We start from the raw sequence: 17,829 nt of genomic DNA, 5'->3' as shown, positions 1-17,829 counted from the left end.
GCATGCCCGGGCTAGGAAATCGTTTCTGTCGCCGGGGGGGCTGGCAGCGTCTGGCCTTCCTGTTGTCCTCCGGTCTGTTCTGCGCCGCTGCGCTGGCGGCGCCCGGTGATTCCTTCAGTATCCAGGGCTTTGGTACGCTGGGCGCGGTGCGCACTACCACCGACCAAGTCGAATTTGTCCGCGATCTGTCACAGGCGCGCGGGGCAACCGACAAATGGACCGGCAAGACCGATAGCGCCCTGGGGCTGCAGGCCAACTGGCAGGTTAATCCCCAGTGGCAGGCGGTGGCGCAGGTGCTTAGCCGCTATCGCTTCGACCGGACTTTTCATCCCGAAATGGCTTGGGCTTTCGTCAAGTTCGAGCCCTCGCCCAACCTGAGTTTGCGGGCCGGTCGCCTGGGAACCGAATTCTTCATGCTGGCCGATTCGCGCTGGGTCGGCTATTCCTTCCTCACGGTCCGTCCGCCTGGCGACTATTTCTGGCATCTTCCGTTCTACAGCATTCACGGTGCCGATGCCTCGCTGGCTGTTTCGCTCGGTGAGGGAGTCGTTCGCGGCAAGGTGTTCTACGGACAGTCGCGCGGTCACATTCCGCTGGCCGACGAGCAGTGGGATATCCGTCGCTCGCCCATGCTTGGCGGCTATCTCGAATATCAACTGGGCGGGCTTCAGCTGCGCGGCAGTTACGCCAATATTCGTTTCCGCAACGATCTGCCGCTGGCGCCGGTGCTGGCCAGAGAGAAAAACATTGTTTTGCCGGCCGCTGCTGCCGAATATCTGAAAACCCGCGATACCCGAACGCATTACTATTCGCTCGGCCTGGTCTATGACAAGGGGCCGTTCCAGGCGCAGTTGATGCTGAACCACATCGACCAGGGGACCCGCGCGTTGAGCGATTCGAATGCCGGTTATCTCTTGCTGGGCTACCGGATTGGCAAGATGACGCCGTTTGTTGGCTATTCGCGCGTTCTCTCCAGGAAATATGCTAAACCCGAGCTCGGTGATCCTCTCTCGAATGACGTGGCAGCGTATGTGATCGAAGATTCGCACTCCGATCAGAAAACCATTTTTGCCGGTGCCCGCTGGGATGTTGCCCGCAATGTCGCGCTCAAGGCGCAGTGGGACGGTATCCGTGGCGATTCGTCCTCGCTCTTTCCTTATCGCAAGGATGACCGTAGCCGCTGGGATGGGCGCATGGATGTCTTCTCGTTAAGTCTGGACTTCGTGTTCTGAGCACATGCGCCGACTTCTTTTCAAGATTTTCCTCGTTCTGCTGGCCAGCCTGGGGCCGGGTATCGCCCTGGCCGAACTGGTCGTGGTCGTCAACGCGCGTAATGGCGTTGCCGCGATGACGCGTAACGAGGTCATCAACGTCTTTTTCGGGCGCAATCGTCAATTCTTCAACGGGGTTGAGGCGATGCCGGTTGATCTTGACGATGCTCATCCAAAGCGTGCGCAGTTCTACAAACTACTGGTTGGCAAGGATGTTTCGGAGATCAACGCCTATTGGTCGCGCCAGGTGTTCACCGGGCGCATGCAGGCCCCGCCGCGTCTCGCCTCGACCGAGGAAGTCGTCAAGTGGGTGGCGGCCAATCCCGGCGGTATCGGTTTTGTCGAGTTGTCACGGGCTGACGCACGGGTGCGCGTGGTTTATGAACTAAAGCGTTGACCGGCTTGTCTCCAATCTTGTGCCGACAGTCATAAAGCCACAATATACGGCTGTCAGGCTGACACCTGATTCATAACGACAAGGAGACAAGACATGCCCAGAAGAATGATTTCCGATGTGCTCGAGGGTCGCCCGCTAATCACGGCAACCCCGGACATGACCGTTCGTGCAGCCAGTCGGCTGATGGCGGAAAAAAGGATAGGTGCGCTGCTGATCCTGTCGGGCGGTAGCATTGCCGGCATCTTTACCGAGCGCGATGCACTGAACAAGGTGCTGGCGGCTGGCCTGGATCCCGATGCCACAAACCTGTCAGCGGTGATGGTGGCGGACCCGCTGACCATCCGCGAAGACAAGCCCTTGTCGCATGCGCTGCACATGATGGCCGAGGAAGGTTTCCGCCATGTGCCGGTCGTCGACGCTGGCGGACGGGCGATCGGCATGGTTTCGGCGCGCGATGCGCTGGGTCAGGACATGATCGAGCTTGAAGGCGACATGCGCCGCATGGAGGCGCTGGAGTCGTCGATCGGCTACTGAGCCAGGGGCCAGTCGAAACGTTCGAGCAGGGCGGCGAAGCTGTCGCCCGGCGGGCATTTCAGCTTGATGCTTCGGCCATCCACCGGGTGGCTGAAGCCCAGTTGCGTACACGCCAGCAGCAAGCGGTCGCAGCCCAGGGTTTCCGCGAAATAACGGTTGTGCCTGCCCTTGCCGTAAGTGGCGTCGCCGATGATCGGGTGGGCGATGTGCTTGAGGTGGCGGCGCAATTGATGTTTGCGGCCGGTGACCGGTTCCAGTTCAAGCAGCGCGTAGCGGCTGACCGGGTAGCGGTCGACCTCGACCGGTAATTCGATGCTCGCCAGACGGCGGAAATGGGTTAGTGCGGCCTGGGCTTCCTGGCTGCTGCGCTCGCCCTGGAATTCGTAATCGTCGCGCTGGCGCGTCAGCGGGTGATCGATAGAGCCGTTCTCGGGCGGATGGCCGCGAACGACGGCGAGATAGCGTTTGCTGACCTGACCCTCGGCAAACTGACGGCCGAGCAGGCTGGCGATTTCCGGATTCAAGCCGAACAGCAGGATGCCCGAGGTGCCGCGGTCAAGCCGGTGCGCCGGCCAGACCTTCTGGCCGATCTGGTCGCGCAGGATCTGGATCGCGAAACGGGTTTCGTGGCGGTCGATCTCTGAGCGGTGGACGAGCAGCTTGGCCGGCTTGTCGATGGCGACGATGTGTTCGTCGCGGTAGAGAATGGGCAGGGTTTCAGGCAAAGAAACGCTGCTTCGCTACGTCGGGAAGCTCCATGCCGGTGACGTGGGCGCGGTCGAGCAATTCCCAGTAGTAGCGATAGGAGGCGCGGTCGTGCAGCTTGCCGGCGTGCTGGATCGGGCCCCAGTCCTTGTCCTGGGCGGCGATCAGAATTTCGCTGGCAGCCTGGACTTCGGAAAAGTCCGGACGCATGGCTTCGACGATGGGCTGAATCTGATTGGGGTGGATGCTCCACATGCGCAGATAGCCGAATTCGCGGCGGGCACGCAGCGCGTCGTTGCGGATGGTGTCGATGTCCTTGAGTTCGGTGGTCACGTTGTGCGACGGCACCACGCCGCAGGCCAGGGCGGCAGCGCTGATTTCGCACTTGGCGCGGGCGACCAGCGGATGGTCGAACTGGCCGGGGCTCTTCATGGCGCTGCCGGGAATCGCGCCGTGGTGACCGGAAACGAAGTCCATCAGGCCGAAGTCGAGCGATTCGACACCGGGCAGGGCAGCGATCTGCCAGACTTCGCGCAGGGCGCCGTGAGTTTCGATCAGGACGTGAACGGGAATCGGCTGGGCGATGCCGCAGCGCTGCTCGATCTCGCGCAGGGCGGCGATCTGCGTCTGCACATCGGCGGCGCTGCAGGGCTTTGGCAGGGTGATGAAGGGCAGGCGACGGCCGGCGATGCCGACCAGGATTTCCAGGTCCTGGCGCCAGTGCGCGTGCGTTACATCGTGGATGCGGGCGCCGACCCGGTGGTAGCGGTTGTCGTCGGACAGGATCAGCGCCGCGGCCATTTCGGCGTGTTCGCGCTCGGCGCCAGCATGGGCGCCGTCTTCGCAATCGCAGGTGATGTCGAAGATCGGGCCGAGTTCCTGCTGCAGTTGCAGGGCCTTCTTCATCAGTTTTTCCGAGCCGGCGTAGTGGTCGACGGCGGGCAGGATGGGGAAGGGCTTTTCACCCGCGAACAGGACGTGCTTGGGATGGCGCATGGAATATCGTCGGACAAATGAAAAAGGCCGCGGTATTTTACCGCGGCCTTTCCGGGTGCTGAAAAGGATTACAGCATGCTGGCGACAGCAGCGCGCTCGTCTTCCAGTTCCTTCAGGGTGATGGCGATCTTGCTCTTGGCGTAGTCGTCGATCTCCAGGCCCTTGATCAGGGTGAAGGTGCCGTTCTTGCACTCGCACGGGAAGCCGAAGACCAGGCCTTCCGGGATGCCGTAGCCGTTGTCGGCCGGTGCCGGGATACCCATCGTGACCCACTCGGAAGAACCGAGGTGCCAGTCGCGGATGTGGTCGATGGCGGCGTTGGCGGCCGAAGCAGCGGACGACAGGCCGCGGGCGTCGATGATGGCGGCGCCGCGCTTGCCGACGGTCGGCAGGAAGACGTCGTTGTTCCAGGCGGCGTCATTGATGATGTTCTTGACGCTGTCGCCGTTGGAGGTGACGAAACGGTAGTCGGCGTACATCGACGGCGAGTGGTTGCCCCAGACGACCAGTTGCTTGAGCGAGGAGACCGGACGGCCGGACTTCTGGGCCAGCTGGGTCAGCGCACGGTTGTGGTCGAGGCGCAGCATGCCGTGGTAGTTGTTCGGGTTGGTGCGGCCAACCTTGATCGCGGCAGAGCGGGCGATGTAGGCGTTGGTGTTGCAGGGGTTGCCGACGACCAGAACCTTGACGTCTTCCTTGGCGTTTTCAGCGATGGCCTTGCCCTGAACCGTGAAGATCGCGCCGTTGGCGGTCAGCAGGTCGGCGCGTTCCATGCCGGGGCCGCGCGGACGGGCACCGACCAGCAGGCAGACGTCGGCGTCCTTGAAAGCGACGTTCGGGTCGTCGGTGGCGACCATGCCGGCGAGCAGCGGGAAGGCGCAGTCGTCGAGTTCCATCATCACGCCCTGAACAGCCTTTTGGGCTTGCGGCAGGTCGAGCAATTGCAGGATGACCGGCTGGTCCTTGCCGAGCATTTCGCCCGAGGCAATACGGAACAGCAGGCTATAACCGATCTGGCCGGCGGCGCCGGTGACGGCAACACGCATGGGGGCTTTGGACATGAGTCGCTCCTGGTCTTGAGTAGCTTGGTTAAATTGTGTTTGCGCATCCAGTTGCCGAATTTTTCTGAGCTTGCGTTGGGTCGGCAGTGGAAGCGCGGATGTTAGAAGTTCGGCGTGGCGCTGTCAATTCATCATGTGTCTTATATAAGACAACTTTTCGTGGACGCTGCACCGGAATTGTGCTGAAATCCCGGGCCATGACCCGTGATGCAAACCGTTCCGCAATGCGCTCGACGGCGCCTACGTTCAGTCCGCTCTACCGGCAGATCAAGGATTTCCTGATCGCCAGCCTGGAGCGCGGCGAGTGGGGGCCGGGCGACGCGATCCCCAGTGAAGGCGAACTGGCGCAACGTTTCAACGTCAGCCAGGGCACCGTGCGCAAGGCCATCGACGAAATGGCGGCCGAAAACATGCTGGTCCGTCGCCAGGGTAAGGGAACCTTTGTTTCCACGCACAGCGACCCGCGCTCCTTCTACCGTTTCCTGCGGCTCTTGCCGGACGATGGGGTGGCTGTTCCGTCGGTCAGCAAACCTTTTTTCTGCGAAAAGATTCCGGCTTCTCCTGAGGTTGCGCGCGAGCTTGGTCTGCGACTCGGTGATCCGGTCATTCATGTCAAGCGTCTGCTCAGTTTTGCCGGCCAGACCGTCGTTTTCGACCAGCTCTATCTGGTGGGCGATCTGTTCAATGAACTGACGCTGGAGGCGCTGCGCGCCGGCGAACGCTCGCTCTACAGTCTGTTTGAAAGCGATTTCGGCGTGCGCATGATCAGCGCCGAGGAGCGCCTGCGCGCGGTTGCCGCGGACGCGGAAAGTGCCGGTCATCTGGGGGTGGATGTCGGCGCCCCTTTGTTGCTGGTCGAGCGTACTGCTTACACCTATGGCAACAAGCCGGTCGAGTGGCGTCGCGGCCTGTATTGCACGGCACATCACTATTATCGGAATGACCTTGGTTGATCCGGGGTTATGTTGGTCGCAAAAGCACAGCATGACGCGCTTTGCGGGCGTTTTTTAGCTGTATAATTACGGCTCTTTTCAAACCACGTACAAGCGGATAATCCGCACTCTTACGCGAGGGATGGTGTTCATGGCAGAGATGTCCATCAAGAAAAAACGTCCAAAAAACTTGGACTTGACGACCATCAGGTTGCCGTTGCCTGGCAAGGTTTCAATTCTGCATCGTGTCAGCGGTGCCGGCTTGTTCCTGTGCCTTCCGGTAATCGTCTGGCTGTTCGGCGCCAGCTTTGAGTCGCCCGAGGCCTTTTCGGCGGTCACTGGAATGTTGCTGGTTAAGGTGATCATTGCCGGTCTGATCTGGGCCTTCGTGCATCACTTCTGCGCTGGTATCCGCTTCCTGCTGCTGGATCTGCATGTCGGCATCGAGAAGGAAGCCGCCCGCAAGTCGGCGGCGGTCGTGTTCGCTGTCAGCATTCCGCTGACCCTGATCCTGTGGGGGGTTCTGCTGTGATCAATCGTATCGTTGTCGGCGCCCATTACGGTCTCAAGGACTGGATTGCCCAGCGCGCCACTGCTGTTGTCATGGCTGTGTATACGGTGGTGATGGCGGCTGTCCTGCTCATCGCCCAGCCTTCGGGCTTCGAGGCCTGGAAGGCGATTTTCGCCATCGGCGTGATCAAGTTCCTGACCTTCCTGTTCTTCGTCAGCCTCTTCTACCATGCCTGGATCGGCATGCGTGACCTGTGGATGGATTACATCAAGCCGACCGGCCTGCGCCTGTCGCTGCATGTGCTGACCGTTACCCTGCTGGTGGGTTACACCGCCTGGGTTGCCGCGATTCTCTGGAGGCTGTAAGCGTGAGTATTCCTGTTCTGAAATTTGATGCGGTCATCGTCGGTGCCGGTGGCGCCGGTCTGCGTTCCGCAATCCAGTTGTCCGAAGCCGGCCTGAAGACGGCCGTTCTGTCCAAGGTCTTCCCGACCCGTTCGCATACCGTTGCTGCCCAGGGTGGTGTTGCTGCCTCGCTCGGCAACTCCGAGGAAGATCACTGGCACTGGCACATGTACGACACCGTCAAGGGCTCCGACTGGCTCGGCGACCAGGACGCGATCGAGTTCATGGTGCGCAAGGCCAACGAGTGCGTGGTCGAGCTCGAACACTACGGCATGCCGTTCGACCGTACCGACGACGGCAAGATTTACCAGCGTCCGTTCGGCGGCCACATGTCGAACTTCGGTGAAAAGCCGGTGCGCCGTTCCTGTGCTGCCGCTGACCGTACCGGTCACGCCATGCTGCACGCGATGTACCAGCGCAACGTCAAGGCCAACACCCAGTTCTTCGTCGAATGGATGGCCCTGGACCTGATCCGCGATGCCGAAGGTCATGTCGTCGGCGTCACGGCGATGGAAATGGAGACCGGTCAGGTCGTCATCTTCCACACCCGCGCCACCATCTTCGCGACCGGCGGTGCCGGCCGTATCTACTATTCTTCGACCAATGCCTTCATCAATACCGGTGACGGCCTGGGCATGGCAGCACGTGCCGGTATCCCGCTCGAAGACATGGAATTCTGGCAATTCCACCCGACCGGCGTCGCCGGTGCCGGCGTGCTGATTACCGAAGGCGTCCGTGGCGAAGGCGGCATTCTGCGCAATGCCAACAAGGAACGCTTCATGGAGCGCTACGCGCCGAACGCCAAGGATCTGGCGTCGCGTGACGTGGTTTCCCGCGCCATGACCACCGAAATCAACGAAGGCCGCGGTTGTGGCGTCAACAAGGACTACGTCCTGCTCGACATCACCCACCTCGATCCGAACACCATCATGAAGCGCCTGCCGGGTATCCGTGAAATCGGCCTGCAATTCGCCGGTGTCGATTGCATCAAGGAACCGCTGCCGGTCGTGCCGACCTGTCACTACCAGATGGGCGGCATCCCGACGCATTACTCCGGTCGTGTCGTGACCCCGCAGAACGGCGACTACAACGCTGTCGTTCCGGGCTTTTACGCTGCCGGCGAATGTGCCTGTGCCTCGGTGCATGGCGCCAACCGCCTTGGCACCAACTCGCTGCTCGACCTGCTGGTCTTCGGCAAGTCAGCCGGTGATTCCGCCGTGGAAGACCTCAAGGCCGGCAAGGCCCATCGCGAACTGCCGAAGGACGCTGCCGAGCAGTCGCTGGCCCGCATCTCTGCCATCGACAACCGCAAGGGCGGTGCCAACGTGCACGAAACCCGTCTGGCCATGCAGCGCACGATGCAGAACCACGCTGGCGTGTTCCGTTTCGGCGACATGCTCAAGTCCGGCGTCGAGAAGATCCTCGAAGTCGAGAAGGCCGCTCGCGAGCTCGAGATCAAGGACAAGTCGATGGCCTGGAACACGGCCCGTACCGAAGCCCTCGAAATGGAAAACCTGATCGAGGTCGCCAAGGCGACGATGCTCTCCGCCGAGGCCCGCAAGGAATCGCGCGGTGCTCACGTCCGCGACGATGCGCCGGATACCCCGGAATTCCCGAACGGTCGCAACGACGCCGAGTGGCTCAAGCACACGCTGTTCAATCCGGTCGACAACAGCATCACGTACAAGCCGGTCAACATGCAGCCGCTGACCGTCGAACCCATCGCGCTGAAGACGCGTTCGTACTAATCGGAGAAGAACATGAGCAAACGTACGGTTCAATTCAGCATCTACCGCTACGATCCGGACAAGGACGACGCGCCCTACATGCAGGACATCTCGGTCGAGCTCGAGCCGACCGATCGCAAGCTGCTTGATGCCCTGACCAAGCTGAAGGCGAAGGACGACACGCTGTCGTACCGTCGTTCCTGCCGCGAAGGCGTCTGCGGTTCCGATGCGATGAACATCAACGGCAAGAACGGCCTGGCCTGTCTGACCGACATCGACGAACTGAAGCAGCCGATCGTGCTGCGTCCGCTGCCCGGTCTGCCGGTCATCCGCGACCTGATCGTCGACATGACCCAGTTCTTCAAGCAGTACCACTCGATCAAGCCCTACCTGATCAACAACGATCCGGCGCCGGAGCGCGAGCGTCTCCAGTCGCCGGAAGATCGTGAAGAGCTGAACGGCCTCTATGAGTGCATCCTGTGTGCCTGTTGCTCGACCTCTTGTCCGTCGTTCTGGTGGAACCCGGACAAGTTCGTCGGCCCGGCTGGCCTGCTGGCTGCTTACCGTTTCATCGCCGATACGCGCGACCAGGCGACCAACGAGCGCCTCGACAACCTCGAGGACCCGTACCGTCTGTTCCGTTGCCATACCATCATGAACTGTGTTGACGTGTGCCCGAAGGGTCTGAACCCGACCAAGGCCATCGGCAAGATCAAGGACATGATGGTCGCCCGCGCCGTCTGATGGAACGCCAGGACTACGAACGCCTGCGCTGGCGTTGCATCCGCCGCGCACTGCTCGAACTCGACATCACGCTGACGCGTTTTCTCGACGACGGATTCGATCAGTTGACCGAGGAAGAGCAGGCGGCGTTCGTGGATTTGGTCGCGCTGGAGGACCACGACCTCTGGTACCTGATCAGCGGCAAGGAAGAATGTAACGAGGATGAGGCACGCTTCGTGCCCGTCGTCGAAAAACTACGTAAGTGTTCAGTAAGGTTAGCGGGCTAATTTTGTAACGTTGACCGTATTTTGGCAGCGCAGTGATAACCAACACCTGTAAAGGGAATAAAACCATGACGACCGAACGCAAGGCAACTTTGAGTATCGACGGACAAGCACCTGTCGATTTCCCGATCATGTCCCCGACGCACGGCAACGACTGTGTCGACATCCGTACCCTGGGCGGCAAGACCGGCCTGTTCACCTACGACTCCGGTTTCCTGTCCACCGCCAGCTGCAAGTCCAAGATCACCTTCATCGACGGCGACAAGGGCGAACTGCTGTACCGCGGTTACCCGATCGAGCAACTGGCCGAGAACTGCAACTTCCTGGAAGTTGCCTACCTGCTGAAGAACGGCGAACTGCCGAACGCCACCGAGAAGCTCAATTTCGAAACCACCATCAAGAAGCACACGATGGTGCACGACCAGCTGACCCGTTTCTACAACGGTTTCCGTCGTGACGCGCATCCGATGGCCGTCATGGTCGGTGTCGTTGGCGCCCTGTCCGCCTTCTACCACGAAGCCATGGACTACTCGGATGCCGAGCACCGCAACATCAGCTTCAACCGTATCGTGGCCAAGCTGCCGACCATCGTCGCCATGGCTTACAAGTACAACACCGGCGCACCGTTCCTGTATCCGGACAACGATCTGGACTACACCGCCAACTTCATGCGCATGATGTTCGGCAACCCGTGCGAGAAGTACGTGCCGAATCCGGTGCTGGTCCGCGCCCTTGACGTCATCTTCACGCTGCACGCCGACCACGAACAGAATGCCTCGACCTCGACCGTCCGTCTGGCCGGTTCGTCGGGCGCCAACCCGTTTGCCTGTATCTCGGCCGGTATCGCCTGTCTGTGGGGTCCGGCACACGGCGGCGCGAACGAAGCCTGCCTGCAGATGCTGGAAGAAATCGGCGACGTTTCGCGTGTTGGCGAGTACATCAAGCGTGCCAAGGACAAGAACGATTCGTTCAAGCTGATGGGCTTCGGTCACCGCGTCTACAAGAACTTCGACCCGCGCGCCAAGCTGATGCGCAAGGTGTGCAATGACGTTCTCGGCGAACTGGGCCTGGAAAACGATCGCCTGTTCAAGCTGGCCATGGAACTGGAAAAGATCGCGCTGGAAGATCCGTACTTTGTCGAGAAGAAGCTCTACCCGAACGTCGACTTCTACTCTGGTATCGTCCAGAAGGCGATCGGTATCCCGACCGAGATGTTCACCTGTATCTTCGCGCTGGCCCGTACGGTCGGCTGGATGACGCAGTGGGAAGAAATGATCTCCGATCCGGAATACAAGATCGGCCGTCCGCGTCAGTTGTACATGGGCGCTGCCAAGCGCGACGTGGTACCGCTCGCCCAACGCGGCTAATAAAAAGAATCGGGCGGCCGTGGGCCGCCCTTTTTTACATGCGGAGAATTGTCGGACTGCAACCGCAGCGACAGAGAACAAACCCTGGTGGGGACGCCTATGACTACGATGAACGATAAATTCGACAGCACGCTTTACTTTGGCGGTAACGCACCCTTCGTCGAAGAAATTTACGAAAACTACCTCAACGATCCGACCTCGGTTCCGGCCGAGTGGCGCGATTACTTCGATCACCTGGCTCAGATGCCCGGCTTTGTCGCCCGCGATGTGGCGCACGCCCCGGTGGTCTCGGCTTTCGCCGAACTGGCCAAGAGCGGTGGCTTCAAGCCGGCCGCCCCGGCTTCGTCGACGACCGAACACAAGAAGCAGTCGGCCGTCGGCCAGCTGGTCACCGCCTACCGCTCGCTCGGTACGCGCTGGGCCGATCTCGATCCGCTCAAGCGCCTGCCGCGTCCGAAGCTCGACGAACTGGAGCCGTCCTTCTACGGCTTCACCGACGCCGACCTGAACCAGACCTTCAACGTCGGTTCGCTCAAGGGTCTGCCGGAAAACGCCAAGTTCAGCGACATCCTCGAAACGCTGAAGCAGACGTACTGCGGCACCATCGGTGTCGAGTACATGTACATGACCGATTACACCGAGAAGCGCTGGCTGCAGGAAAAGCTGGAAAGCATCCGCTCGCGTCCGACCTTCAACGTCGACCAGAAGAAGCGCATCCTTGAGCGCCTGACGGCAGCCGAGACCCTTGAGCGCTACCTGCATACCAAGTATGTCGGCCAGAAGCGCTTCTCGCTCGAAGGCGGTGAATCGCTGATCGTCGCCATGGATGAGGCCGTGCGTACCGGCGGCGCCATGGGCGTTGACGAAGTCGTCGTCGGCATGGCCCACCGCGGTCGCCTGAACGTGCTGGTCAATACGCTGGGCAAGGCCCCGTCAATGCTCTTCGCCGAATTCGAAGGCAAGAAGAAGAGCGACCTGTCGGCCGGCGACGTCAAGTACCACATGGGCTTCTCGTCTGACGTGCAAACCCCGGGGGGCGCCTGCCACCTGACGCTGGCCTTCAACCCGTCGCACCTCGAAATCGTCAACCCGGTGGTTGAAGGCTCGGTCTATGCCCGCCAGGTTCGTCGCGGTGAAGGCAGCAAGCACAAGGTCATGCCCATCCTGATCCACGGTGACGCTGCCGTTGCCGGTCAGGGTGTCAACCAGGAAATGCTCAATTTCTCGCAGACGCGCGGTTACGGCGTCGGCGGCACGCTGCACATCGTGGTCAACAACCAGGTCGGTTTCACCACCTCCGACCCGCGCGATTACCGTTCCGGCCACTATTGCACCGACATCTTCAAGATGTCCGATGCCCCGATCTTCCACGTCAATGGTGACGATCCGGAAGCCGTGGCGCTGGTTACCCAGCTGGCAGTCGAATATCGCCAGACCTTCCAGAAGAACGTCGTCGTCGACATCATCTGCTACCGCAAGCTCGGTCACAACGAGCAGGACGAGCCGATGGTCACGCAGCCGCTGATGTACAAGATCATTGCCAAGCATCCGGGTACCCGCAAGCTGTACGGCGACAAGCTGATCGCCGAAGGCACGCTGCCGGCCGACGGTCCTGACCTGATGATCAAGGAATACCGCGAGCACCTGGACAAGGGCGAGCTGCTGTACAACCCGGTGCTGGCCGGCTACAAGCATCCGATGACCATCGACTGGACGCCGTTCCTGACGAAGAACTACATCGAGACCTGCGATACCCGTGTGCCGGTTGCCGAACTGCAACGCCTGGCTCAGCGCCTGACCACCTTGCCGGAAGGCTTCACGCTGCATTCGCGCGTCAAGAAGATCGTCGAGGATCGCGCCGCGATGGGCGAGGGCAAGCTGCCGGTCGACTGGGGTATGGCCGAGAACCTGGCCTACGCTTCGCTGCTGGTTTCCGGCTACGGCGTCCGCATCTCCGGTGAAGACGTCGGTCGCGGTACCTTCTTCCACCGTCATGCTGCCTTCCACGACCAGAACCGTACCAACTGGGACACCGGCACCTACCATCCGCTGAAGAACCTGCAGGAAAAGCAGGCCGGCTTCCAGTGCTACGACTCGGTCCTGTCCGAAGAGGCCGTGCTCGCCTTCGACTACGGCTACGCTTCGGCCAACCCGTACGAGCTGGTGATCTGGGAAGGTCAGTTCGGCGACTTCGCCAACGGTGCCCAGGTCGTCATCGACCAGTTCATCGCTTCCGGCGAAGCCAAGTGGGGCCGCGCCTGCGGTCTGGTCATGCTGTTGCCGCACGGCTACGAAGGTCAGGGTCCGGAACACTCGTCCGCCCGCCTGGAACGCTTCATGCAGTTGTGCGCCGAAATGAACATGGAAGTCTGCGTGCCGACCACGGCCGCCCAGGTCTTCCACATGCTGCGCCGTCAGGGTGTCCGCATGCAGCGCAAGCCGCTGATCGTCATGTCGCCCAAGTCGCTGCTGCGCCACAAGGATGCCGCCTCGTCGCTGGAAGAACTGGCCAACGGCGAATTCCAGCGCGTCATCGGTGAAGTGGACGACCTCGATCCGAAGAAGGTCAAGCGCGTCGTGCTGTGCTGCGGCAAGGTCTACTACGACCTGGTCAACGCCCGCCGTGAGAAGAAGATCAACGATATTGCCATCGTCCGTCTCGAGCAGTTGTATCCTTTCCCGAAGGAATCGCTCGAACAGGAGCTGGCCAAGTATCCGAAGGCGACCGAAATCGTCTGGGCCCAGGAAGAACCCCGCAATCAGGGCGCCTGGTACTGGATCGCCTCGCGTCACCACCTGGATTCGCAACTCGGCAGCAAGCAGAAGATGCTGCTGGTGTCCCGTCCGGCTTCCTCGTCCCCGGCGGTTGGCTATCTGGCCAAGCACAACGAGCAACAAAAGGCACTGATCGAGTCCGCCCTGGGCAAGATCGAGTACTGATAACTAAAGCAGAGTGGAGTCACCATGAGCATTATCGAAGTTCAAGTTCCGCAACTGTCCGAGTCCGTCGCCGAAGGTACGCTGGCTTCCTGGAAGAAGAAGATCGGCGAAGCCGTCGCCCGCGACGAAATCCTGATCGACATCGAAACCGACAAGGTCGTCCTCGAAGTGCCGTCGCCCGGCGCTGGCGTGCTGGTCGAAATCATCAAGGCTGACGGCGAGACCGTGGTTTCCGGCGAACTGATCGCCCGGATCGACACCGCTGCCGTCGCTGGTGCGGCTGCACCGGCCCCGGCTGCCGAAGCACCGAAGGCTGCTGCGCCTGCCGCCGCCCCGGCCCCGGCCGCTGCTGCACCGGCCGGTACGGCCAGCCCGGCTGCCCGCAAGATCCTCGACGAGAAGGGCATCGCTGCCGCTGACGTTGCCGGTTCGGGTCGTGGCGGTCGCGTGACCAAGGAAGATGCCGTGGCCGCCCAGGCCAAGCCGGCTGCCGGCCCGGTCGTTGCTGCCAAGTCGACCACCTCGCTGCCGGTGCCGCCGACTGGCGTCGCCCTCGGCGACCGCACCGAAGAGCGCGTGCCGATGACCCGCCTGCGCGCCCGCATCGCCGAGCGCCTGCTGCAGTCGCAACAGACCAACGCCATCCTGACCACGTTCAACGAAGTGAACATGGCCCCGGTCATGGCCCTGCGCAAGCAGTACGGCGAGAAGTTCGAGAAGACCCACGGCGTTCGCCTCGGCTTCATGGGCTTCTTCGTCAAGGCTGCCTGTGCCGCCCTGCAGAAGTTCCCGATCCTGAACGCTTCGGTCGACGGTAACGACATCGTCTACCACGGCTACATCGACATCGGTATCGCTGTCGGTTCGCCGCGTGGCCTGGTCGTGCCGATCATCCGCAACGCAGACCAGATGTCGATCGCCGACATCGAGAAGAAGATCGCCGAGTTCGGCAACAAGGCCAAGGATGGCAAGCTGTCGATCGAAGAACTGACCGGCGGTACCTTCTCGATCTCGAACGGCGGCATCTTCGGTTCGATGATGTCCACCCCGATCATCAACCCGCCGCAATCCGCGATCCTCGGCATTCATGCCACCAAGGACCGTGCCGTGGTGGAAAATGGTCAGGTCGTCGTGCGTCCGATCAACTACCTCGCCATGTCCTACGATCACCGCATCATCGACGGCCGTGAAGCCGTCCTCGGTCTGGTGGCCATGAAGGAAGCGCTGGAAGATCCGGCCCGTCTGCTCCTCGGCGTCTGATCGACGTTTGCCGGCGCCAGTGCCTGATTCCAGGCGCTGGCGCTTTTGCACATCTGAAATCTGAAAGGTTTACACATGTCCAAGCAATTCGACGTGCTCGTCATCGGTGGTGGCCCCGGCGGCTATGTTGCCGCCATCCGCGCTGCTCAGCTCGGCTTCAACACCGCCTGTGCCGAATCCAACGCCTATGCCGATCCCAAGGGCGAACCGCGTCTTGGCGGTACCTGCCTGAACGTGGGCTGCATCCCGTCCAAGGCCCTGCTGCGCTCTTCGGAACTCTACGAAGAAGCCAATCATTCCTTCGCCATGCACGGCATCTCGGCCAAGGGCGTCAGCATTGACGTCGGCACCATGATCGGCCGCAAGAACACCATCGTCACCCAGCTGACCGGCGGCATCCGTGGCCTGTTCAAGAAGAACAAGGTCACCGGCCTCAACGGTCACGCCAGCTTCGCCGGCAAGGAAGGCGAACTGTACAAGGTCAAGGTTGGCGAGGAAGAAGTCCTGGCCAAGCACGTGATCATCGCTACCGGCTCCAAGCCGCGCCACCTCGACGGCATCCCGGTCGATAACAAGGTCATCTGCGACAACGTCGGCGCGCTCGATTTCGACGCCGCGCCGAAGCGTCTGGGCGTCATCGGCGCCGGCGTCATCGGCCTGGAAATGGGCTCGGTCTGGCGTCGTCTCGGTACCGACGTCACCGTGCTCGAAGCCGCTCCGGACTTCCTGCCGTTCGCCGACCAGGACATCGCCAAGGAAGCGCTCAAGCTGTTCACCAAGCAGGGCCTGAAGATCACCACCGGCATCAAGCTGGGCAAGGTCTCGGTCGCCAAGAAGGGTGTCACCGTCGAGTACGAAGACAAGGACGGTGCCAAGAAGCTCGAATGCGACAAGCTGATTGTTTCGGTCGGTCGCATACCGAACACCGACGGCCTCAACGGCGACGCCGTTGGCCTGAAGCTGAACGAGCGCGGCCAGGTTGAAGTCAACGGTCACTGCCAGACCAACCTGCCCAACGTCTGGGCGGTCGGCGACGTCGTTCGCGGTCCGATGCTGGCGCACAAGGCCTCGGAAGAGGGCGTCATGGTTGCCGAACTGATCGCCGGTCAGGCCGGTCACTGCAACTTCGAGACGATCCCGGGCGTGGTCTACACCCATCCGGAAATCGCCTGGGTCGGCAAGACCGAACAGCAGCTCAAGGCCGAAGGCATTGCCTACAAGCCGGGCAAGGTGCCGTTCATGGCCAGCGGCCGGGCACTCGGCAACGGCGACGCCAGCGGCTTCGTCAAGGTCCTGGCCTGCGCCAAGACCGACCGCATCCTCGGTGTGCACATCATCGGCAACAGCGCCTCCGAGCTGATCGCCGAAGCTGTCGTCACGATGGAGTTTGCTGGTGCTTCCGAAGACCTCGGCCGCATCTGCCACGCCCACCCGACGCTGTCGGAAATCGTGCACGAAGCTGCCCTGGCCTGCGACAAGCGCTCGCTGCACTTCTAAGCCCGGTTTTTCCGGCACAAAAGGCGGTTGCGGTGACGCAACCGCCTTTTTTATTTGCGAAAATAGCGACTCTTCCCCCAATCCAGAATAACGACGCCTCGATGCCTCATAAAAAACTCAATGTCTCCCCGACCGGGATGCTCGATGCCTACAATGCGCTGCTTGCCGAACGCGGCTATGTTGCCGACGCGGCGCAGATGGCGGCGGCGAATGCCCTGCAGAACCTCTACACCCAGTTGCTGCAATTCAAGGTGCAGCGCGGCAGCACCCTCAAGCGCCTGCTCAGCCCGCCCAAGCCGCCCAAGGGCGTGTATTTCTGGGGCGGCGTCGGGCGCGGCAAGAGCTTCCTGATGGATTGCTTCTACGACTCGGTCCCATACCGGCGCAAGAAACGCCTGCATTTCCATTCCTTCATGCAGCAGATCCACCGCGACCTGGAGAAATTCAAGGGCGAGCCCGATCCCATGCTGAAGCTGGCCGAGTCTATCGCCAAGGAGGTGCGCCTGCTCTGTTTCGACGAATTCCACGTTTCCGACATTGCCGATGCAATGATTCTCGGCCGCCTGCTCGAAGGGCTTTTCGCCAACGGCGTGATCCTGGTTATGACCTCGAACTACCCGCCGGACCGGCTCTACCCGAACGGCCTGCATCGTGAGAGCTTCCTGCCGGCCATCGCCTTGCTGAACCGGAATCTCGACGTCTATGAAGTCGAGGCCGGCATCGATTATCGCTTGCGCGCACTTGAGCAGGTCGAGATCTATCACCATCCTGCCGACGATGCCGCCGAAGCCAAGATGCTCGAATACTTCCACATGGTGGCCGGCGAGGAGGGCAAGCGCGGCGGACATATCGAGGTGCTGGATCGCGATATCCCGACGGTGCGGCGCGGGCATGGCGTGATCTGGTTCGACTTCCGCACCCTGTGCGGTGGTCCGCGCTCGCAGAACGACTATCTCGAAATCTCGCGCAGTTACCATACCGTGCTGCTGTCGAAGATACCGAAAATGACTGTGCACCAGGCCTCGGAGGCGCGTCGCTTCACCTGGCTGGTCGATGTCTTCTACGACAACAAGGTCAAGCTGATCGCCACCGCCGACTGTGCTGCCGACGAACTGTACACCGAGGGTACCCAGGCCAGCGAATTCAAGCGTACAGTAAGCCGTCTGACCGAGATGAACTCGCGCGAATATCTGGCCCAGCCGCATATCGTCGCACCCTGA

17 protein-coding genes are annotated in these 17,829 nt (G+C 61.3%); 14 read left to right on the top strand and 3 right to left on the bottom strand.

Translation table 11 applies throughout. The annotated features are described in order from the left end of the window. Positions 1-62: 62 nt before the first annotated feature. The 3 genes from AADV58_RS11980 (at position 63) to AADV58_RS11970 (ending at position 2,202) form a co-directional block, all read left to right on the top strand. Positions 63-1,232: a porin gene (locus tag AADV58_RS11980; RefSeq protein WP_043421250.1), complete on the top strand. Its 1,170-nt coding sequence runs from the start codon at positions 63-65 to the stop codon at positions 1,230-1,232. Between the two features lie 4 nt (positions 1,233-1,236). Beyond that, the gene (locus AADV58_RS11975; RefSeq protein WP_051295380.1) at positions 1,237-1,668 is read left to right on the top strand and encodes a hypothetical protein; all 432 of its coding nucleotides are present in this window, start codon (positions 1,237-1,239) and stop codon (positions 1,666-1,668) included. 93 nt (positions 1,669-1,761) lie between these two features. Beyond that, complete coding sequence (locus tag AADV58_RS11970) at positions 1,762-2,202, top strand: CBS domain-containing protein (RefSeq protein WP_281985213.1); 441 nt, start codon at positions 1,762-1,764, stop codon at positions 2,200-2,202. On the opposite strand, the gene AADV58_RS11965 is transcribed toward AADV58_RS11970, so the two are convergent. The 3 genes from AADV58_RS11965 to AADV58_RS11955 all read right to left on the bottom strand — a co-directional run bounded on the left by AADV58_RS11965 (position 2,196) and on the right by AADV58_RS11955 (position 4,964). Then, positions 2,196-2,927 carry a tRNA pseudouridine(65) synthase TruC gene (locus AADV58_RS11965; RefSeq protein ID WP_341743303.1) on the bottom strand — a complete coding sequence of 244 codons (732 nt, stop codon included), beginning with the start codon at positions 2,925-2,927 and terminating at the stop codon, positions 2,196-2,198. The two genes, AADV58_RS11970 and AADV58_RS11965, sit on opposite strands and share 7 nt — an antisense overlap. Next, positions 2,920-3,903 carry an HpcH/HpaI aldolase/citrate lyase family protein gene (locus tag AADV58_RS11960; protein ID WP_281985209.1) on the bottom strand — a complete coding sequence of 328 codons (984 nt, stop codon included), beginning with the start codon at positions 3,901-3,903 and terminating at the stop codon, positions 2,920-2,922. The genes AADV58_RS11965 and AADV58_RS11960 overlap by 8 nt, the downstream gene beginning before the upstream one ends. A 68-nt stretch (positions 3,904-3,971) precedes the next feature. Next, positions 3,972-4,964: a malate dehydrogenase gene (locus AADV58_RS11955; protein WP_341743302.1), complete on the bottom strand. Its 993-nt coding sequence runs from the start codon at positions 4,962-4,964 to the stop codon at positions 3,972-3,974. Positions 4,965-5,188: 224 nt separating this feature from the next. Between AADV58_RS11955 and AADV58_RS11950 the strand changes: the two genes are divergently transcribed. The 11 genes from AADV58_RS11950 to zapE all read left to right on the top strand — a co-directional run bounded on the left by AADV58_RS11950 (position 5,189) and on the right by zapE (position 17,829). Then, positions 5,189-5,917 (top strand): GntR family transcriptional regulator, encoded by a 729-nt coding sequence (locus AADV58_RS11950; RefSeq protein WP_341744551.1) that lies wholly within the window; start codon positions 5,189-5,191, stop codon positions 5,915-5,917. 130 nt (positions 5,918-6,047) lie between these two features. Next, positions 6,048-6,428, top strand: a complete 381-nt coding sequence (gene sdhC, locus AADV58_RS11945) for a succinate dehydrogenase, cytochrome b556 subunit (RefSeq protein WP_028995004.1) — start codon at positions 6,048-6,050, stop codon at positions 6,426-6,428. Beyond that, a complete protein-coding gene (gene sdhD / locus AADV58_RS11940) occupies positions 6,425-6,772 on the top strand; it encodes a succinate dehydrogenase, hydrophobic membrane anchor protein (protein ID WP_028995005.1) in 348 nt (115 codons plus the stop codon). The genes sdhC and sdhD overlap by 4 nt, the downstream gene beginning before the upstream one ends. Positions 6,773-6,774: 2 nt before the next feature. Beyond that, on the top strand, positions 6,775-8,559 hold the full coding sequence (sdhA, locus tag AADV58_RS11935; protein ID WP_028995006.1) for a succinate dehydrogenase flavoprotein subunit: 1,785 nt from the start codon (positions 6,775-6,777) through the stop codon (positions 8,557-8,559). A gap of 12 nt (positions 8,560-8,571) precedes the next feature. Then, positions 8,572-9,282, top strand: a complete 711-nt coding sequence (locus AADV58_RS11930) for a succinate dehydrogenase iron-sulfur subunit (protein ID WP_028995007.1) — start codon at positions 8,572-8,574, stop codon at positions 9,280-9,282. Continuing rightward, positions 9,282-9,548 (top strand): succinate dehydrogenase assembly factor 2, encoded by a 267-nt coding sequence (locus tag AADV58_RS11925; RefSeq protein ID WP_028995008.1) that lies wholly within the window; start codon positions 9,282-9,284, stop codon positions 9,546-9,548. Before AADV58_RS11930 ends, AADV58_RS11925 begins: the two co-directional genes overlap by 1 nt. Before the next feature lie 65 nt (positions 9,549-9,613). Next, entirely contained in the window at positions 9,614-10,912 is a 1,299-nt protein-coding gene (gltA, locus tag AADV58_RS11920) for a citrate synthase (RefSeq protein ID WP_028995009.1), read from the top strand. A 99-nt stretch (positions 10,913-11,011) separates the two neighbouring features. Continuing rightward, positions 11,012-13,852 (top strand): 2-oxoglutarate dehydrogenase E1 component, encoded by a 2,841-nt coding sequence (locus AADV58_RS11915; RefSeq protein WP_424243810.1) that lies wholly within the window; start codon positions 11,012-11,014, stop codon positions 13,850-13,852. 24 nt (positions 13,853-13,876) lie between these two features. Then, positions 13,877-15,112, top strand: a complete 1,236-nt coding sequence (gene odhB / locus AADV58_RS11910; protein WP_028995011.1) for a 2-oxoglutarate dehydrogenase complex dihydrolipoyllysine-residue succinyltransferase — start codon at positions 13,877-13,879, stop codon at positions 15,110-15,112. A gap of 75 nt (positions 15,113-15,187) precedes the next feature. After that, a complete protein-coding gene (gene lpdA / locus AADV58_RS11905; RefSeq protein ID WP_028995012.1) occupies positions 15,188-16,609 on the top strand; it encodes a dihydrolipoyl dehydrogenase in 1,422 nt (473 codons plus the stop codon). 101 nt (positions 16,610-16,710) lie between these two features. Then, on the top strand, positions 16,711-17,829 hold the full coding sequence (gene zapE / locus AADV58_RS11900; RefSeq protein WP_341743301.1) for a cell division protein ZapE: 1,119 nt from the start codon (positions 16,711-16,713) through the stop codon (positions 17,827-17,829).

Source organism: Azonexus hydrophilus (assembly GCF_038368255.1).
In the GTDB taxonomy this organism is placed as follows: domain Bacteria; phylum Pseudomonadota; class Gammaproteobacteria; order Burkholderiales; family Rhodocyclaceae; genus Azonexus; species Azonexus hydrophilus.
The sequence above is the reverse complement of the archived record's forward strand: the minus strand, read 5'-3'. Positions and strand labels throughout refer to the sequence as shown.